Source organism: Pseudoxanthomonas sp. 22568 (assembly GCF_052044485.1).
GTDB lineage: Bacteria > Pseudomonadota > Gammaproteobacteria > Xanthomonadales > Xanthomonadaceae > Pseudoxanthomonas_A > Pseudoxanthomonas_A beigongshangi.
The window spans coordinates 116,283-130,430 of the sequence record NZ_JBQENC010000011.1 but is presented as its reverse complement, the minus strand read 5'-3'; the positions used below and the strand labels follow the sequence as shown (position 1 = coordinate 130,430).

Below are 14,148 nucleotides of genomic sequence, written 5' to 3'. Positions count from 1 at the left end.
TAGAGCGCTGAATGGCCCAGCGCTCTATGCGGGCGAGGCACGCCCTCGGGCGCGAAGAAGGCCCGGGAGACGCGCTCAATACCAAGCGGATTCATCGCGATCAGGCGGAGCGTCTTCCGTCGCCCGCCGTCGCATGCCCTGGCTCAGAATCCGACATTGATTGACGCGAAGAAGGCGCGACCGGGCTCGTTGTAGGTCGCCGCGCCGGCGCCATTGCTGTTGCTCTCGCGAAACAGGCGCGTGTCGAACAGGTTGTTGATGCCGCCGGCCATGCTCACCTTCGGGGTGATGCGATAGCGCCCGCTCAGATGCCACAGATCGTACGCCTTGCGCGTGGACAGTGCCGCGCCCGCCTGAGGGCGGCCGCTCATCGCCAGCGTGGGCGGCTCCTGCTTGCCGTAGAACGTGCCGCTCAGGTACAGCGACAGTTGCGTGGTCGCCTGCCAATCCAGCGAGGTATTGACCGTGTACCTCGGAATGATCGACAACGGTTGCCCGGTGGCCTTGTTTTCGTTCTCGATCATGTAGGTCAGGTTGTTGTTCCAGCTCAGTCGATCACCGCGATAGCCCAGGAGCGGGATTTTCAGGTTGCCTTCGAAACCGCTCACCACCGCCTTGGGCGCGTTCTCCCACAGGAACACACCCGCGCGCCCGTCGGTGGTGACGGCGATTTCGGTCAGGCTGGTCTGGATCCGGTCCTTGTAGTCGTTGTGGAAGTAGGTCAACGAGGCATGCAGCCCGGAATCGGGGGCGAACTCGATGCCGACTTCCTTGTTGAGGCTGGTTTCCGGGTCCAGATCCGCGTTGCCGCGGATGTAGCAGCCCGCTCCGCGATTGACGTATTGATACGGACAACCACGACCGCGCGTGTAGTACAGATACGTCGGGTTGGACTGGTAGAGGTTGGGTGCCTTGAACGCACGCGCCACGCCTCCCTTCAGCAACAGCGATGGCCCCAGTCTGTACTGCGCGTTGAGGCTGGGACTGAGATTGCCTCCGAATTCGCTGTGATGGTCGTAGCGCAGACCTGGCGTGAGAATCCACCGGCTGCCCAGATACAGGTTGTCCTCGATGAAGAGTGCACTCAATTGCGAATCCATCCTGCCATCCAGGGTCGATGGATCCAGGTTGGGGATGACGGCGCCCCAGCGGACGGCACCTTCAACGGCATAGGGATCCTTCAGGCGACTGTCCCGGTGCTCGAAGCCCATCGTCAGGACGTGCTCAAGGCCGGCATGGAGCGGCAGATTGAGCTCGCCGCTTAGCGCTTGATTGTCCAATCGGGATGTGTAGAAGTCCGCCGCCGTGCGGATGGTGCCCTCACCGGCGCCCGCCAGGCCTTCCTTCAGGCGCTTGTTGCGCGTGCCCTCGTAGGAAATCCACAGTCGCGAAGTGATGTCACCCCAGCGCCCGCGATGGGTGATGGAGGCGCTGTCGCGATACATGCGGTTGGTTTCCGCGCCTTCCCTGGCGAGGGCGTTCAACAGCGGGCTGCCGTTGACCGGATACTCACCTGCATAGATGTTGCCCTGACGGCTGAAGCCGGATTCGAATTCAACGACATGATCGTCATTGATATCCCAGCGCAGCATTCCGTTGATGTCCCGATTGCGCACGCCCTCGCGGCCAGCCGGCGGGGTCACTCCACTGACGAAGCGCTGATTCAGGTCCTGGCTGTCGGCATCGGTGGTATTGGCATTGCCGTAGAGGCGGAACGACAGGTACTCGCCCAGCGGACCGCTCAACTGGAACCCCGCACGGCGGCTGTCGCCCTCCTCCTTGTGCGCGGGAATCAGCCCGTACAGGCTCAGCGAGCCGGCCAGATCGCCCGTGGGCTTCTTGGTGATGATGTTGACGACCCCGCCGGAAGCGCCGGAACCGTAGCGCGCCGCTGCCGGTCCGCGCAGGACTTCGATGCGTTCCACGGCTTCCGCCGGTACCCAGTTGCCGTCGCCACGGGTATTGCGTTCGCCACTTCGGCCCATGCGGATCGAATCACGCGATCCCACCGGCTTGCCGTCCACAAGGATCAGCGTGTTCTCCGGACCCATGCCGCGCAGATCGATCTGGCGATTGTTGCCGTACTGGCCCGATGCGCTGTTGCCGGTCAGGTTGACGCCGGGCATGGTGCGGATGATTTCGGACAGATCGTTCGTCGGTGGGCGGCGTTCGATATCTTCGGCGGTAATGACCGAACTCCCCAGCGCCTGCCTGGCGATCTGCTCGGCGGTGACATGCACGGTTTCCAGGTCGATGGCGTCGTCGCCCCCATCCGGGGCGGATGATTGCGCCAGTGCGCCCGGGCAAAACAGCACGATGGAAAGCGAAAGGGCAAGACGCGACCGCGCCAGGCGGCGGAGAGAACGACCATGCATGAGACGACCTCGACAGGTTCAGGGGGAATAACCTGGCTGTCGCGCGTGTTGCGTGGCTCGGCTGGTCACGCAGTGTTCCACAGGCGGGAATCGCTCTCAACAAAATGCGGGCATATCCACGCCAAAGTTAGATCGAAGACTTTTGCCTCGCCGCCGTTGTCGTCCATCCTGCGCGATGCATCGGACACACACCGGCGCTTTGACGGCCTCCGTCGAGGCGCGTCATGCCCGTGATTTCAATCCCGTTCGCAACCTGTGCCGGTACAGGTCAACGTGTTGAAGTCATAGAGCGTGGAGTGACCCAGCGTGCCGCGCGGACGCGGCACGCCCTTGGGCACGAAGAAGGTCCCGGAATGCGCCCCGTACAGGCCTTCCGGCAGGGTGAATGCCTTCAGGACCACGTACCCGTTGTGCAGACTGATATGCCTCCCGGGCCGCCCGCCGGCGATCGGCGGGACATCCGCCTTCGGTCGCGCACTGCGCGCGGCCAACCACGCATTGGCGTCGGCCTGGCTGGCCTTGCGCAGCCAACCCTGGGACACCGCGTACGCCAAACCGGCTTCACCGGCCAACTGCGCATCGGCGATGCGGAAACTCTCGTCGGGCCGGGCACCGGCGTCGGTAATGAGCCCGCCGGCGTCACTCAGCGCGTCACCGACCAGCACACGCCCTTGTTGCGCGAGATACACCATGTCCACCGGACGCCCGAAGGCGCGGCGCGCGATCGGGTTGAGCGTCTGCGCCCGCTCGGCGCTGACGTAGAAATAGCCGCAGGGTCCCTTGTTGTCGTACGTGCTGATCAGCACCGGCACATCCTTGGGCAAGCCGGCCACCACCTGCCGGTGATAGCCGCCGATCAGCACAGCGGCGATGCGCGTGCCACGGGACCAGCCCACGTGCCAGATGGTCGGATCGTAGCTGCCGAGCATCAGGATCACCGGGGCGCCAGGATGGTTCACGGCGACGTCGATGCGTCCGGCTTCGTTGCCGCTCTGATCGATCTGGAAGCCGAGATCGCGGCCGCCGTAGGCGCCGGCGGCGAACACTTTCGCCGGCTTGTCCCCAGTGGGGATGGGCAAGGCGCATTGCGAGGGTGGCGTCTCCACGGGCTGTGGCGGTGCCTCGAACGCGAATGGAACGGTGCCGGCGGCATCCGCAACGGGTACCGGGGGTGTCGTAGCGGCCGGCGCTGGCACCGCCGGTTCCGTCATATCCACGCCTCGCGTCGTCGAGACCCTGGCTTCCGGGCCTGCAGCCTGCTCCGGCGAAACCGGCGCTTGCTTCGCATCCGCCAATCCGGACGAAGACGGGTCGCAACCGGCCGACAGCGCCGCGCCCGACAGCAGTACAAGCATGAACCCCAAACCGTACTTCTTCTTCGACATGTCCCTGTCTCCCAACCGCGGGCCTGCCCGGTTTCCTTACAGCGCGTCGGCGTCGAGCTCGCCGGTGCGGATGCGCACCACCCGTTCCAGGTCGTAGACGAATACCTTGCCGTCGCCGATCTTGCCGGTGCCGGCGGCCTTGACGATGGCTTCCACCACCGATTCGGCCTGTTCGTCGGTTACCGCCACTTCCAGCTTCACCTTGGGCAGGAAGTCGACGACGTACTCGGCGCCGCGGTACAGCTCGGTGTGGCCCTTCTGCCGGCCGAAGCCCTTGACCTCGGTAACGGTGATGCCGGCGATGCCGGATTCGGCGAGTGCTTCGCGCACGTCGTCCAGCTTGAACGGCTTGATGATGGCCATGATCATCTTCATCGGGACTGTTCTCCGGAAATGCTGGCGGCAGCATATCGTGGTTGCGGCCGGGGCGGGGGTCGGGTTCAATGGCGGCCTGTGCCGGCGGAATTTTCCGATGGCGCGACGCGGTGAATCCCGATGGCCGGGACGACTCCCGGATGCAATGCTCGGCTTCACTGCCGGAGACCCCCCATGATCGATCTCAACCATCTCGACGACCTCGCCCGCCGCCTCAGTGATCTGGTCCCGCCGGGCCTGCGCGAATCCCGCGAGGAACTGCAGCAGGCGTTCAAGGGCGCCTTGCAGAGCGGCCTCTCCAGGCTGGACCTGGTGACCCGCGAAGAATACGAGGTCCAGCGCGCGGTCCTGTTGCGAACCCGCGAGAAACTCGACGCCCTGGAACGCACCATCCAGGCACTGGAAGCCGCGCCGCCCGCCTCCGCACCCACCGCCCAGTCCTGATTCCGCCGCCATGAGCCTGGCGCTGGTGCACAGCCGTGCACGGGCGGGCGTGGCCGCGCCTCCGGTCAGGGTGGAAGTGCATCTGTCCGGTGGTCTGCCTCAGACCCACATCGTCGGTCTGCCCGAGGCGGCGGTACGCGAGGCACGCGACCGCGTGCGCGCCGCCATCCTCTGCGCGCAGTTCGAATTCCCGGCGCGACGCATCACCGTCAACCTGGCGCCTGCCGATCTTCCCAAGGGCGGCGGGCGCTTCGACCTGCCCATCGCGCTCGGCATCCTGGCCGCCAGCGGGCAGATCCCGCGCGACGCGCTGGCCAATCACGAATTCCTCGGCGAACTCGGCCTGACCGGCGAGCTGCGTGGCGTCGATGGCATACTGCCGGCGGCACTGGCCGCCGCACGGGCTCGGCGAACGCTGATCGTCGCGCCGGCCAACGGTCCGGAAGCGGCGCTCGCCCGCGAAGGCCAGGCCCGCACCGCGCGCACCCTGCTGGAAGTCTGTGCCGCCCTGGGCGGCCAGCGCGAACTGCCGGTCGCCGAAACACCGCCGCCCGACGCATCGTTCGTTCCCGATCTCAGTGACGTGCGCGGGCAGGTGCAGGCGCGCCGCGCGCTGGAGGTGGCGGCCGCCGGCAACCACCATCTGTTGCTGGTCGGCTCGCCCGGTTGCGGCAAGACCCTGCTGGCGTCGCGGCTGCCCGGACTGCTGCCGGAAGCCAGCGAAGCCGAAGCGCTGGAAACGGCCGCCATCGCATCGATCAGCGGCCGCGGACTGGATCCGGCGCGCTGGCGGCGGCGACCGTTCCGCAGTCCGCACCATACCGCCAGCGCAGTCGCACTGGTGGGAGGCGGCACCGAACCGCGTCCGGGTGAGATTTCCCTGGCCCACAACGGCGTGCTGTTCCTCGACGAATTGCCCGAGTGGGACCGACGCGCGCTGGAAGTGCTGCGGGAGCCACTGGAGTCCGGCACGGTGTCCATCTCGCGCGCGGCGCGCAGCGCCGAGTTTCCCGCACGCTTCCAGTTGGTCGCGGCGATGAATCCCTGCCCGTGCGGCTGGGCCGGCGACAACAGCGGGCGTTGCCGCTGCTCCAGCGATGTCGTGCAGCGGTATCGCGGCCGCATTTCAGGCCCGTTGCTGGACCGCATCGATCTGCATGTGGAGGTGCCGCGCCTACCGCCGAGGGAATTGCGTCCGGATGCGCCACCGGGCGAGACCAGCGCGCAGGTGCGGGGGCGGGTGGAACAGGCGCGCGCGATCCAGCTGGCGCGCGCCGGCCGGCTCAACGCGCAACTGGGCCAGGCGGAAACCCTGACGCTGTGCAGGCTCGACGATGCCGACCAGGCATTGTTGGAACACGCGATCGATCGGCTCCGGCTTTCCGCGCGCTCCATGCAGCGGGTACTGCGGGTAGCGCGGACCATCGCGGATCTGGCCGGTGCCGAACGCATCGACAGATCCCATCTGACCGAGGCGTTGGGATACCGGCGGATCGATCGGGGCAAGCCCTAGAGGGCATGGCACCACCGCCGGCAGATCCGGCTCGAATGCCCGTTCCGGTTTCACTCCAGCCACCCCATACGGGCATCATTGCCGGGTACCTGTTGCTTCACCGCCATTTCATCCATTTCGCGCTGTAGTCATTTGGCCGCCTGCCGCGAAAACGGCGGCGGCGCGCTTTCGCCATAGCCGAGGTCGCCATGAAGCGGGCGGGATTGGTCGGACTGTTTGCGGTCGTCCTGATCGCGGTGGCGGGCGGCGCGGGCGCGGTGTGGAACGAATACCTGCGCGCGCCGGCACCGAGGATGCTGGCGTTGCCCGGGGACCTGATTCCGCTGGACTCGCCGCTGGGCCGGCGCCTTTTGGCCGAAAGCGAGCGCGCCGACCATGACGAGTTGACCGGCAGTTTCGTCCCGCAGACGCGCAAGGCCTATTGCGGCGTGGCCAGTGCCATCACCGTGCTCAACGCAGCCGGCATCGCCGACGCGCCGCGGGACCCGCGCGCCCTGTTCGCGCATCCACACGCCGGGCCGGGTCCGCTGAAAACGAGTTTCAAAGGCATGTCGCTCAACGGACTGGCCGGCCTGCTGCGCGCGCATGGCGCGCAGGTGGACGTGGTGTTCGCCTCGGCGACGGACCGGGCCTCGTTCCGGCAACGGGCGCGCGAGAACCTGCGCCGCGAGGGCGACTACCTGCTGGTGAACTACCAACGCGCGGATCTGGGCCAGGTCCGCATGGGCCACATTTCGCCGGTCGCCGCCTATCACGCGCCCAGTGATCGCCTGCTCATCCTGGACGTCGCCGCCCACCGGTATCCACCGGTCTGGGCGGATCTGGACAAGGTCTGGACGGCGATGCGCGCGCCGTTGAACAAGAAGACCACGACCACGCGAGGCTATCTCGTGGTTCGCGGCGCGCATACCGTGTCCGCCGCTTCGCCGGTCGGCTTCGACCGGCGTTGAGAGTCAGGCGACTCCCCTGGAACATCCCGACGTGCGCCATCGCTTCCGCATCGCCGCACAGGATCGGCCTTGCGCGGAACGGCCCGCGATTCGGCGAATCGTGGATCAACTCACCCGCTGCCCGGCCGGCTGGCGCGTGGCGACATTCAGGCGGTTCCAGACGTTGATGTTGGCGATGGCAATCAGCAACGAGGCCAATGCGGCTTCGTCGTAGTGGGCCCGGGCGCGGGACCAGACCTCGTCGCTGACGGCATCGCCGCGGTCGGCGATGCGGGTCACCGCCTCGGCCAGTTCCAGCGCGGCGCGCTCGGCCTCGGTGAACCACGGCGCTTCGCGCCAGACCGCGACGGCGAACAGCCGCTCGTCGGTTTCACCGGCCTGCCGGCATTCGCGGGCATGCATGTCCACGCAGAAGCTGCAGCCATTGATCTGGCTGACCCGCAGGTCGATGAGGTGCAGCAGGGCATCGGAGATGCCCTTGCCTTGCGTGGACTGGTGCAGCGCGAGCAGCGCCTTCATGGCATCGTGGTGGATGACGGCGGGGTTGGGCATACGGGCTTGCATGGGAACTTCCTTTGGTTGGTGGTCATTCCCATGACGCGCCGGCATCGGCCGGCGTGACGGATACGTCTCCATCATCGCGGATCGTTTCTTTTTTCCGAACGTTGCGTCACGTCCCGGCCCGCTGGCGCGTCAATCGGGTTTCCCCCAGGATCTTTCTCCATGACAGATTTGCATCGACTGGCCGAACAGTTCCAGTCCAACCGCACCCGGCTCGAGGCCGTGGCGTTCCGCATGCTGGGTTCGCACGCCGAAGCCGAGGACGTGGTGCAGGAGGCGTGGTTGCGCCTGAATCGTGCCGACCCGACCGAGGTCGGCAATCTCGCCGGTTGGCTGACGACGGTGGTGACCCGGCTGGCGCTGGATCTGCTGCGTGCGCGCAAGGTGCGCAGCGAGGAATCGATGGACTTGGTGCCGGACGCGGCGCTGCCCGCCGCCGATGCCAGTGCCGGTCCGGAACACGAAGTGTTGCTGGCCGATTCGATCGGCCCGGCCATGCTGATCGTGCTGGATACGCTGGCCCCGGCCGAGCGCGTGGCGTTCGTACTGCACGACATGTTCGCGGTGCAGTACGAAGAGATTGCCCGCATGCTGGATCGCAGCGTGGAAGCCACGCGGCAGCTGGCCAGCCGTGCGCGGCGCCGGGTCCAGGGTGCCGGCGCAGACGCGCTGGCCGATCGCGAGCGTGCCCGCCAGGTGGTCGATGCCTTTCTGCTCGCCTCGCGCACCGGCAATCTCCAGGGCCTGCTGTCCCTGTTGGCACCGGACGTGGTGATGCGCGCCGATGTCGCCGCCATCGAGGGCAGCCGGGACAGGCAGGGCGACGGCGCGCCGGTGCTGGCACGCGAACAGCGTGGCGTCGACGCGGTGGCCAGTGCCTTCCTCGGCCGCGCCCAGGCGGGACAGGCCGCGCTGGTCGATGGCCTGCCCGCCGCCATCTGGGCGCCGGACGGCGTACCGCGCGCCCTGTTCCGGATGGCCGTGCGCGACGGCCGTATCGTCGCCATCGATGTCATCGCCGACCCCGCCCGCGTGGCGTCGGCCAGGGTCACCGAGATCGGCCCGCTGCCCTGAGGCGCCAGCCTCCTTTCGCGGAAGCACCCAACCGGCCCCCGGACTTTCGACACTCCGCCGCGACGCGGGGGCGTGTGGTCTACTGCGCTTTCGCGGCGACGCCGCGTCCGCCACCACACGGCTCATCCAGGAGGAACGCCATGCTCCGCACCACCCTGATCGCGACAGCACTGTCCGCCGCACTCGTCAGTCCGTTCGCCTTCGCGCAACAGGCCGCCGTCGCATCGTCCGAGGTCGAACTCATCCCGCGCGAGATCCTGTTCGGCAATCCCGAGCGCAGCAATGTGCAGATCAGTCCGGATGGCCGCTACCTGAGCTGGGTTGCGCCGGTCGATGGCGTGGCCAACGTGTGGGTGGCGCCGGCGGACAATCCGTCGCAGGCCCGGGCGGTGACGTCCGACAAGGCGCGCGGCATCCGCCAGTATTTCTGGTCCTACCGGACCGATACCCTGCTCTATCTCCGCGACACCGGTGGCGACGAGGATTTCCATCTCTACGCGGTGGATCTGAAGTCCGGCGAGTCCAGGGATCTGTCGCCGTTTCCGAAGACCCGCGCGCAGGTCGCGGGTGTCAGCGATCGCCATCCGGACACGATCCTGGTGGGCATGAACGATCGCGACCCGCAGTGGCACGACCTCTACAAGGTCGATCTGGCCAGCGGCAAGCGCGAACTGGTGCAGAAGAACGACGCCCAGATCGCCGGCTACATCGCCGACGCCGACTACACCCTGCGCTTCGCCACCCGCGCGCGACCCGACGGTGGCCAGGATGTGCTCGCCGCCGACGGCAAGGGCGGCTGGAGCAAGTTCGACGATGTGCCGTTCGAGGATTCGCTGACCACCGGTCCGGGCGGACTGACCAGCGACGGCAAGACCCTGTACTTCACCGATTCGCGCAAGCGCAACACCGCCGCGCTGTATGCCATCGACGTGGCCAGCGGCAAGCGCGAACTGGTGTTCGAGGACGCGCGCGCGGACGTCGGCGATTCGCTGAGCCATCCGGTCACCGGACGGGTGCAGGCGGTCGCCTCGGACTACCTGCGCGAGGAATGGAAGGTGGTGGATCCGTCCATCGCCAAGGATTTGGAGCGCCTTCGCGGCATCGGTCCCGGCGACACCAGCGTGGCCGCGCGCACCCACGACGACAAGACCTGGATCGTGGTCTACGCCGCTCCGCAGACACCGGCTGTCTTTTACCGCTACGACCGCGACGCCGGCAAGCTGACCAAGCTGTTCTCGGTGCAACCGAAGCTCGATGGCAAGCCGCTGGTGGCGCAATGGCCGGTGGAGATCCCGTCCCGCGACGGCAAGACCCTGGTCAGCTATCTGACCCTGCCGCGTGGCGCCGACGCCAACAACGATGGCAAGGCCGACACGCCGGTGCCGATGGTGCTGCTGGTGCATGGCGGTCCGTGGTCGCGCAACGCCTACGGTTACAGCAACACCAACCAGTGGCTGGCCAACCGTGGCTACGCGGTCCTGTCGGTCAATTTCCGCGGCTCCACCGGCTTTGGCAAGGAATTCACCAACGCCGGCAACGGCGAGTGGGCCGCCAAGATGCACGACGATCTGATCGATGGCGTGCAATGGGCGGTCAAGCAGGGCGTGACGACTTCCGACAAGGTGGCGATCATGGGCGGCAGCTACGGTGGCTACGCCACCCTGGCCGGCCTGACCTTCACCCCCGACACGTTCGCCTGCGGCGTCGACATCGTCGGCCCGTCCAACCTCAACACCCTGCTGAGCACGGTGCCGCCGTACTGGGCCAGCTTCTTCGAGCAGCTTGCCAAGCGCATGGGCGACCCGCGCACCGAGGAAGGCCGCAAGTGGCTGACCGAACGCTCACCGCTGACCCGCGCCGACCAAATCAAGAAACCGCTGCTGATCGGCCAGGGCGCCAACGACCCGCGGGTGAAACAGGCCGAGAGCGACCAGATCGTCAAGGCGATGCAGGCCAAGAAGATCCCGGTTACCTACGTGCTGTTCCCGGATGAAGGCCATGGCTTCCACCGCCCCGAGAACAGCAAGGCGTTCAACGCGGTGACCGAAGGCTTCCTGGCCCAGTGCCTGGGCGGACGCGCCGAACCCATCGGCCAGGATTTCGCCGGCTCCAGCATCAGCGTGCCGGCCGGCGCCGACGGCGTGCCGGGCCTGACCGATGCGCTGAAGTCGCATCAGCAGGCGGTGAAGAAGTAAAGCAACATTCCAGCATGCCCTGCACCGATTCCTGGTCGGGTGGGGCATGCGTTTCGATACTTGCGGCATAGCAGACGTGGGGCATCGATACCTCGCCGTTGTCCAGGTGAAACCTGCAAACGACATAGTTGAGAAACGGCTCCGCCGTACCATTTCTTACCATCGCGTCCAGTTCTTCGAACGTTCTTGCGGTTGAAGTCGGCAGATAGACAACATCAATTTCCTTTGACCCGTCATCATTTGTCTGAGTGACTGTCTTCGTGATCACTTCCTGATTGCTGAGTATCACAGTGGCGGATCTCAAATCTTCCCTTACCGGGAACCCGTAACCGTCGCTTCCCACCAAGAAGTCCATGGAAACATGGTCAAAGATCTTCTCATTCCTTGCCATGCAGGCAACGGCATCAACGTCCCTCGCACGCAGGTAGGAAAGAAAAGTAGATGGGATCTCAACCTCGTCAACAACCTGACCACCAAAGCAACTGGCGTGCGCGCATCCAGCGATTATGCTTAGTCCAACCAAGAATGGCACGCCGCCAAAATTCATTGCTTTGCTACCTGATTCTCTAGGGAGCCAGGCATCGCCACTTGCCATACATTGGCGACATATTTTTGCTGTTCACCACGCCATTGGGATCTTGGCATATTTCCTCCTATAGCCCGACCTCCACTTGAAGTTCCAAGCGAAGATCTTCAGAAATCTGTCCTCTGAACAACCTCGACAAGACGCCCTTGACTGTCTCCTACGAGTTCAAGAGCGAACAATCTTCCCGACGAAGATCGGACATCCTCCCTTGACACATAAACAGTACGATCGCTTGATTTCGAAGAATCAAAATGAACGAGGAAGAATTTTCCAGCCTTGTTTGCAGAAACATCGATCTTCTCGCCAAACATCATTCCGGCAGGAAGTCGTAAGCGATGAGATACTTCTTTGCGGTGCGCAGAAACAACAGAGACCGCACCATCGAAAATTGCATAGCGAATCCCATCCTCGTCCCAGGCAGAGCAATCACTAAAGTTGTCCTCCCGCTTGCAGTCTGTAGCGGCAAACTTATCTATATCGTTCGGATTCGCCCCAATTGGAATGATCCCTAAATCAATCCTGTAACTACGCCCTCTCTTCCATGCTTGATTGTCCGCCCAAAATGCAGACAACAAGAAAGATAGAACTATAGCAGCTGCAGCAGATCTCATGGTTCCGACCGGCGAGACAGTCCAACTGAAATATCCATGTTCAGCGCCGCCACTTTTTCCGACTCCCGCACGCCTTCATCACGAGGCCGCAGCGGCCGCAAAAGAAACCACCAGCTGCTTCACTTTGACGTCCTGCTCATCGAGCCCGCACTTCTTTTCCATATCGTCGAAGCATGAATCATCAATGCTATTTTGATCTAGAACGAATATAACTCTGCTTCCATTTACGAAGCTGGCAAATCGCCCATCCTCATCGCCGATCAGAATCTTTCCACCGGGATACTTTTCCTTCAGCTCAGCCACTCTAGCCCCAACACCGGCACCACATTCATCGCGAACCAAAATCGAATAGGTTGAAAATCTATGGACGTTCCCTTTCTCATCAAGAATGCAGTCTATTTCCACCTGCCCAAGCGTAACTTTGACGACCTCATACTCCTCTCCTTCTGGAAGCGAAGAGCCATGGGATTGTGGATATCGCATGGATGAAAGCTCGGATTGGCTCATCCCTACATAGGTCCCCCCCCAGACTCCCAGAACTGGAGTTGATCATGTAGTCACCTTGACTTGAGATCTTCTGGACGACTCTAGTCTGTGATTCCACGTCCCCGTCACCCGTGCAGGCAAAAAGCAAAACCACAAGTACTAACAAGTATCTATTCATTGCCACGGCGCCTCTAGTTGTCGAGTCGCCCTTGATTTCGCCCCTATTGAGACCGAAATACACCCCTAACAGTTCTGGATTTAAATGCGCGAGATGCACCAGTTGTTTTCGCTTCTTCGGCATTGCCTTTAGTGCATAGCTCGATACGTTTTCACGCCGAATTGATGCCCTACTGATTTTCCGTCACATCTTCAAAATGGCACCTCTCTGGAACATTCTTAGATATCAGCCTGATCTTTCTTATCACCAGAACGCCTTCATAGTCCATGGCGAATCCGTCAGTGGCTTTTTTCCCCTCGGTTGCCAGTAGTTCGACAAAGATAGGCTTGTCAGAACCGCTTTCTTTTTCTTTACGAACAATATCCCTAAAAGGTCCGAGATCGGATGGACTTCCTTCAAGCCAGAATGATTCTCCCCCGCACGAAACCAGCACTTCTTCCTCCACTCCCCAGAAATAAGAACCTTCGAACTTTTTTATTCCAGCTATAGAACAAGATTGAATCAGAAAAACCATTAGGCACACGAGTATCCTTGACATAGTCTTCCTTCAATCTATTCAAGTGGCCATGTTATTGAGGCGGGATCTACGTTTTTTCCTTCCGGCGAAGTGATCCTCTCATGAACGTGATTTGTCATGTTTCCTCTATACTTTGTTGACAGATCCTGGGCCGTACCAATTTCCTGCCCGACCGCGACTTCAGACCCTACTATCTGCGCCTTAGGGCTCACGTACCATAACTTCACTACTATTCCTTCGTCTGTTCGTAGTTGTAGTCCCGTGTAGCGAGCGTCATCTGCATATGGATTTGATCTGCGCTCTATCAACCCATTTGTTGGCGCACGTACGGTCTGACCTGCATCGGAGACGAAGTCGCTCCCTAGATGTTGCCTGGCTCCTCCAGCTCGACGAGCTCCGTTGTGACCACATCCATACCCATCGCATCCCCGAATTCCTTTTCCTGTAGGGCTTACCCACACTCGAGGACCATCCGAGGTATCTATTCGGTCTGATCCGCGTCCTTTCGATGGATCCCAATCTCTGGTTCTTTTATTGCCTCCTGATGGGCAGGACGAACTGCCACAACCAGTCCTAGCATTCGGATCAATTGGCTTGGCCTTTCGCCCATCCGGATCGATGAATTTGTACGGATTGTTGTTCGCATACCGGTACCGGTTGAAGTTGGCACCCGGACTGGAGTACGCGGTCACCGGGTCCACCGACAGGAACCGCCCGATGACCGGGTCGTAATACCGCTGCTGCATGTAGGTCAGCCCGGTGGCCGCGTCCTGCACATGCCCGGTGTAGCCCGGCCCGTCCGTCAACGCCCGGTTGGTCAGCTGCCCGTAGGGCTCGTACTCGCTGGTCTGGACGATGGCCTTGGCCGCGTCCGTCACCGCGATGGGCGTGCCCAGCG

General features: G+C 63.3%; 14 protein-coding genes. 5 read left to right on the top strand and 9 right to left on the bottom strand.

Translation table 11 applies throughout. The features are described 5' to 3' along the window. Window positions 1-143: 143 nt before the first annotated feature. The 3 genes from ACTJI2_RS14765 to ACTJI2_RS14755 all read right to left on the bottom strand — a co-directional run bounded on the left by ACTJI2_RS14765 (window position 144) and on the right by ACTJI2_RS14755 (window position 4,135). Complete coding sequence (locus ACTJI2_RS14765) at window positions 144-2,375, bottom strand: TonB-dependent siderophore receptor (protein ID WP_440842562.1); 2,232 nt, start codon at window positions 2,373-2,375, stop codon at window positions 144-146. A gap of 236 nt (window positions 2,376-2,611) precedes the next feature. Beyond that, window positions 2,612-3,760 (bottom strand): hypothetical protein, encoded by a 1,149-nt coding sequence (locus ACTJI2_RS14760; RefSeq protein WP_440842561.1) that lies wholly within the window; start codon window positions 3,758-3,760, stop codon window positions 2,612-2,614. A 36-nt stretch (window positions 3,761-3,796) separates the two neighbouring features. Beyond that, window positions 3,797-4,135 (bottom strand): P-II family nitrogen regulator, encoded by a 339-nt coding sequence (locus ACTJI2_RS14755; RefSeq protein ID WP_141455127.1) that lies wholly within the window; start codon window positions 4,133-4,135, stop codon window positions 3,797-3,799. 174 nt (window positions 4,136-4,309) lie between these two features. On the opposite strand from ACTJI2_RS14755, the gene ubiK reads away from it, so the two are divergent. From ubiK to ACTJI2_RS14740, 3 genes are all read left to right on the top strand, one after another. Continuing rightward, a complete protein-coding gene (ubiK, locus tag ACTJI2_RS14750; protein WP_440842560.1) occupies window positions 4,310-4,579 on the top strand; it encodes a ubiquinone biosynthesis accessory factor UbiK in 270 nt (89 codons plus the stop codon). A gap of 10 nt (window positions 4,580-4,589) precedes the next feature. After that, window positions 4,590-6,092 carry a YifB family Mg chelatase-like AAA ATPase gene (locus ACTJI2_RS14745; protein ID WP_440842559.1) on the top strand — a complete coding sequence of 501 codons (1,503 nt, stop codon included), beginning with the start codon at window positions 4,590-4,592 and terminating at the stop codon, window positions 6,090-6,092. A 188-nt stretch (window positions 6,093-6,280) separates the two neighbouring features. Beyond that, window positions 6,281-7,042: a phytochelatin synthase family protein gene (locus ACTJI2_RS14740; RefSeq protein ID WP_440842558.1), complete on the top strand. Its 762-nt coding sequence runs from the start codon at window positions 6,281-6,283 to the stop codon at window positions 7,040-7,042. Window positions 7,043-7,147: 105 nt separating this feature from the next. Here the strand turns inward: ACTJI2_RS14740 and ACTJI2_RS14735 are convergent, their stop codons facing one another. Then, window positions 7,148-7,606 (bottom strand): carboxymuconolactone decarboxylase family protein, encoded by a 459-nt coding sequence (locus ACTJI2_RS14735; protein WP_141455123.1) that lies wholly within the window; start codon window positions 7,604-7,606, stop codon window positions 7,148-7,150. A 159-nt stretch (window positions 7,607-7,765) separates the two neighbouring features. Here ACTJI2_RS14735 and ACTJI2_RS14730 point away from each other — a divergent pair, with 159 nt between their 5' ends. Both ACTJI2_RS14730 and ACTJI2_RS14725 read left to right on the top strand, forming a co-directional pair. After that, window positions 7,766-8,677 (top strand): sigma-70 family RNA polymerase sigma factor, encoded by a 912-nt coding sequence (locus ACTJI2_RS14730; RefSeq protein ID WP_318287978.1) that lies wholly within the window; start codon window positions 7,766-7,768, stop codon window positions 8,675-8,677. Window positions 8,678-8,817: 140 nt separating this feature from the next. Beyond that, on the top strand, window positions 8,818-10,872 hold the full coding sequence (locus tag ACTJI2_RS14725) for a S9 family peptidase (protein WP_318287979.1): 2,055 nt from the start codon (window positions 8,818-8,820) through the stop codon (window positions 10,870-10,872). Here ACTJI2_RS14725 and ACTJI2_RS14720 read toward each other — a convergent pair. From ACTJI2_RS14720 to ACTJI2_RS14700, 5 genes are all read right to left on the bottom strand, one after another. Then, window positions 10,793-11,419: a hypothetical protein gene (locus ACTJI2_RS14720; RefSeq protein ID WP_203323535.1), complete on the bottom strand. Its 627-nt coding sequence runs from the start codon at window positions 11,417-11,419 to the stop codon at window positions 10,793-10,795. The two genes, ACTJI2_RS14725 and ACTJI2_RS14720, sit on opposite strands and share 80 nt — an antisense overlap. A 146-nt stretch (window positions 11,420-11,565) precedes the next feature. Next, window positions 11,566-12,069: a hypothetical protein gene (locus ACTJI2_RS14715; RefSeq protein ID WP_318287980.1), complete on the bottom strand. Its 504-nt coding sequence runs from the start codon at window positions 12,067-12,069 to the stop codon at window positions 11,566-11,568. Window positions 12,070-12,147: 78 nt separating this feature from the next. Next, window positions 12,148-12,576 carry a hypothetical protein gene (locus ACTJI2_RS14710; protein WP_318287981.1) on the bottom strand — a complete coding sequence of 143 codons (429 nt, stop codon included), beginning with the start codon at window positions 12,574-12,576 and terminating at the stop codon, window positions 12,148-12,150. 326 nt (window positions 12,577-12,902) lie between these two features. Continuing rightward, window positions 12,903-13,247 carry a hypothetical protein gene (locus tag ACTJI2_RS14705; protein WP_203323533.1) on the bottom strand — a complete coding sequence of 115 codons (345 nt, stop codon included), beginning with the start codon at window positions 13,245-13,247 and terminating at the stop codon, window positions 12,903-12,905. Window positions 13,248-13,285: 38 nt separating this feature from the next. Further along, window positions 13,286-14,148 (bottom strand): RHS repeat-associated core domain-containing protein (locus ACTJI2_RS14700; protein ID WP_440842557.1); only part of this gene is annotated, 863 nt, incomplete at its 5' end.

What these genes read in the sequence shown, in the direction of transcription:
- ACTJI2_RS14760 (WP_440842561.1), bottom strand. Translation starts at nt 3,760, where the DNA reads ATGTCGAAGAAGAAGTACGGTTTGGGGTTCATGCTTGTACTGCTGTCG.
- ACTJI2_RS14755 (WP_141455127.1), bottom strand. Translation starts at nt 4,135, where the DNA reads ATGAAGATGATCATGGCCATCATCAAGCCGTTCAAGCTGGACGACGTG.
- ACTJI2_RS14715 (WP_318287980.1), bottom strand. Translation starts at nt 12,069, where the DNA reads ATGAGATCTGCTGCAGCTGCTATAGTTCTATCTTTCTTGTTGTCTGCA.
- ACTJI2_RS14725 (WP_318287979.1), top strand. Translation starts at nt 8,818, where the DNA reads ATGCTCCGCACCACCCTGATCGCGACAGCACTGTCCGCCGCACTCGTC.
- ACTJI2_RS14740 (WP_440842558.1), top strand. Translation starts at nt 6,281, where the DNA reads ATGAAGCGGGCGGGATTGGTCGGACTGTTTGCGGTCGTCCTGATCGCG.
- ACTJI2_RS14730 (WP_318287978.1), top strand. Translation starts at nt 7,766, where the DNA reads ATGACAGATTTGCATCGACTGGCCGAACAGTTCCAGTCCAACCGCACC.
- ACTJI2_RS14710 (WP_318287981.1), bottom strand. Translation starts at nt 12,576, where the DNA reads ATGAGCCAATCCGAGCTTTCATCCATGCGATATCCACAATCCCATGGC.
- ACTJI2_RS14765 (WP_440842562.1), bottom strand. Translation starts at nt 2,375, where the DNA reads ATGCATGGTCGTTCTCTCCGCCGCCTGGCGCGGTCGCGTCTTGCCCTT.
- ACTJI2_RS14705 (WP_203323533.1), bottom strand. Translation starts at nt 13,247, where the DNA reads ATGGTTTTTCTGATTCAATCTTGTTCTATAGCTGGAATAAAAAAGTTC.
- ACTJI2_RS14745 (WP_440842559.1), top strand. Translation starts at nt 4,590, where the DNA reads ATGAGCCTGGCGCTGGTGCACAGCCGTGCACGGGCGGGCGTGGCCGCG.
- ACTJI2_RS14720 (WP_203323535.1), bottom strand. Translation starts at nt 11,419, where the DNA reads ATGAATTTTGGCGGCGTGCCATTCTTGGTTGGACTAAGCATAATCGCT.
- ACTJI2_RS14735 (WP_141455123.1), bottom strand. Translation starts at nt 7,606, where the DNA reads ATGCAAGCCCGTATGCCCAACCCCGCCGTCATCCACCACGATGCCATG.
- ubiK (WP_440842560.1), top strand. Translation starts at nt 4,310, where the DNA reads ATGATCGATCTCAACCATCTCGACGACCTCGCCCGCCGCCTCAGTGAT.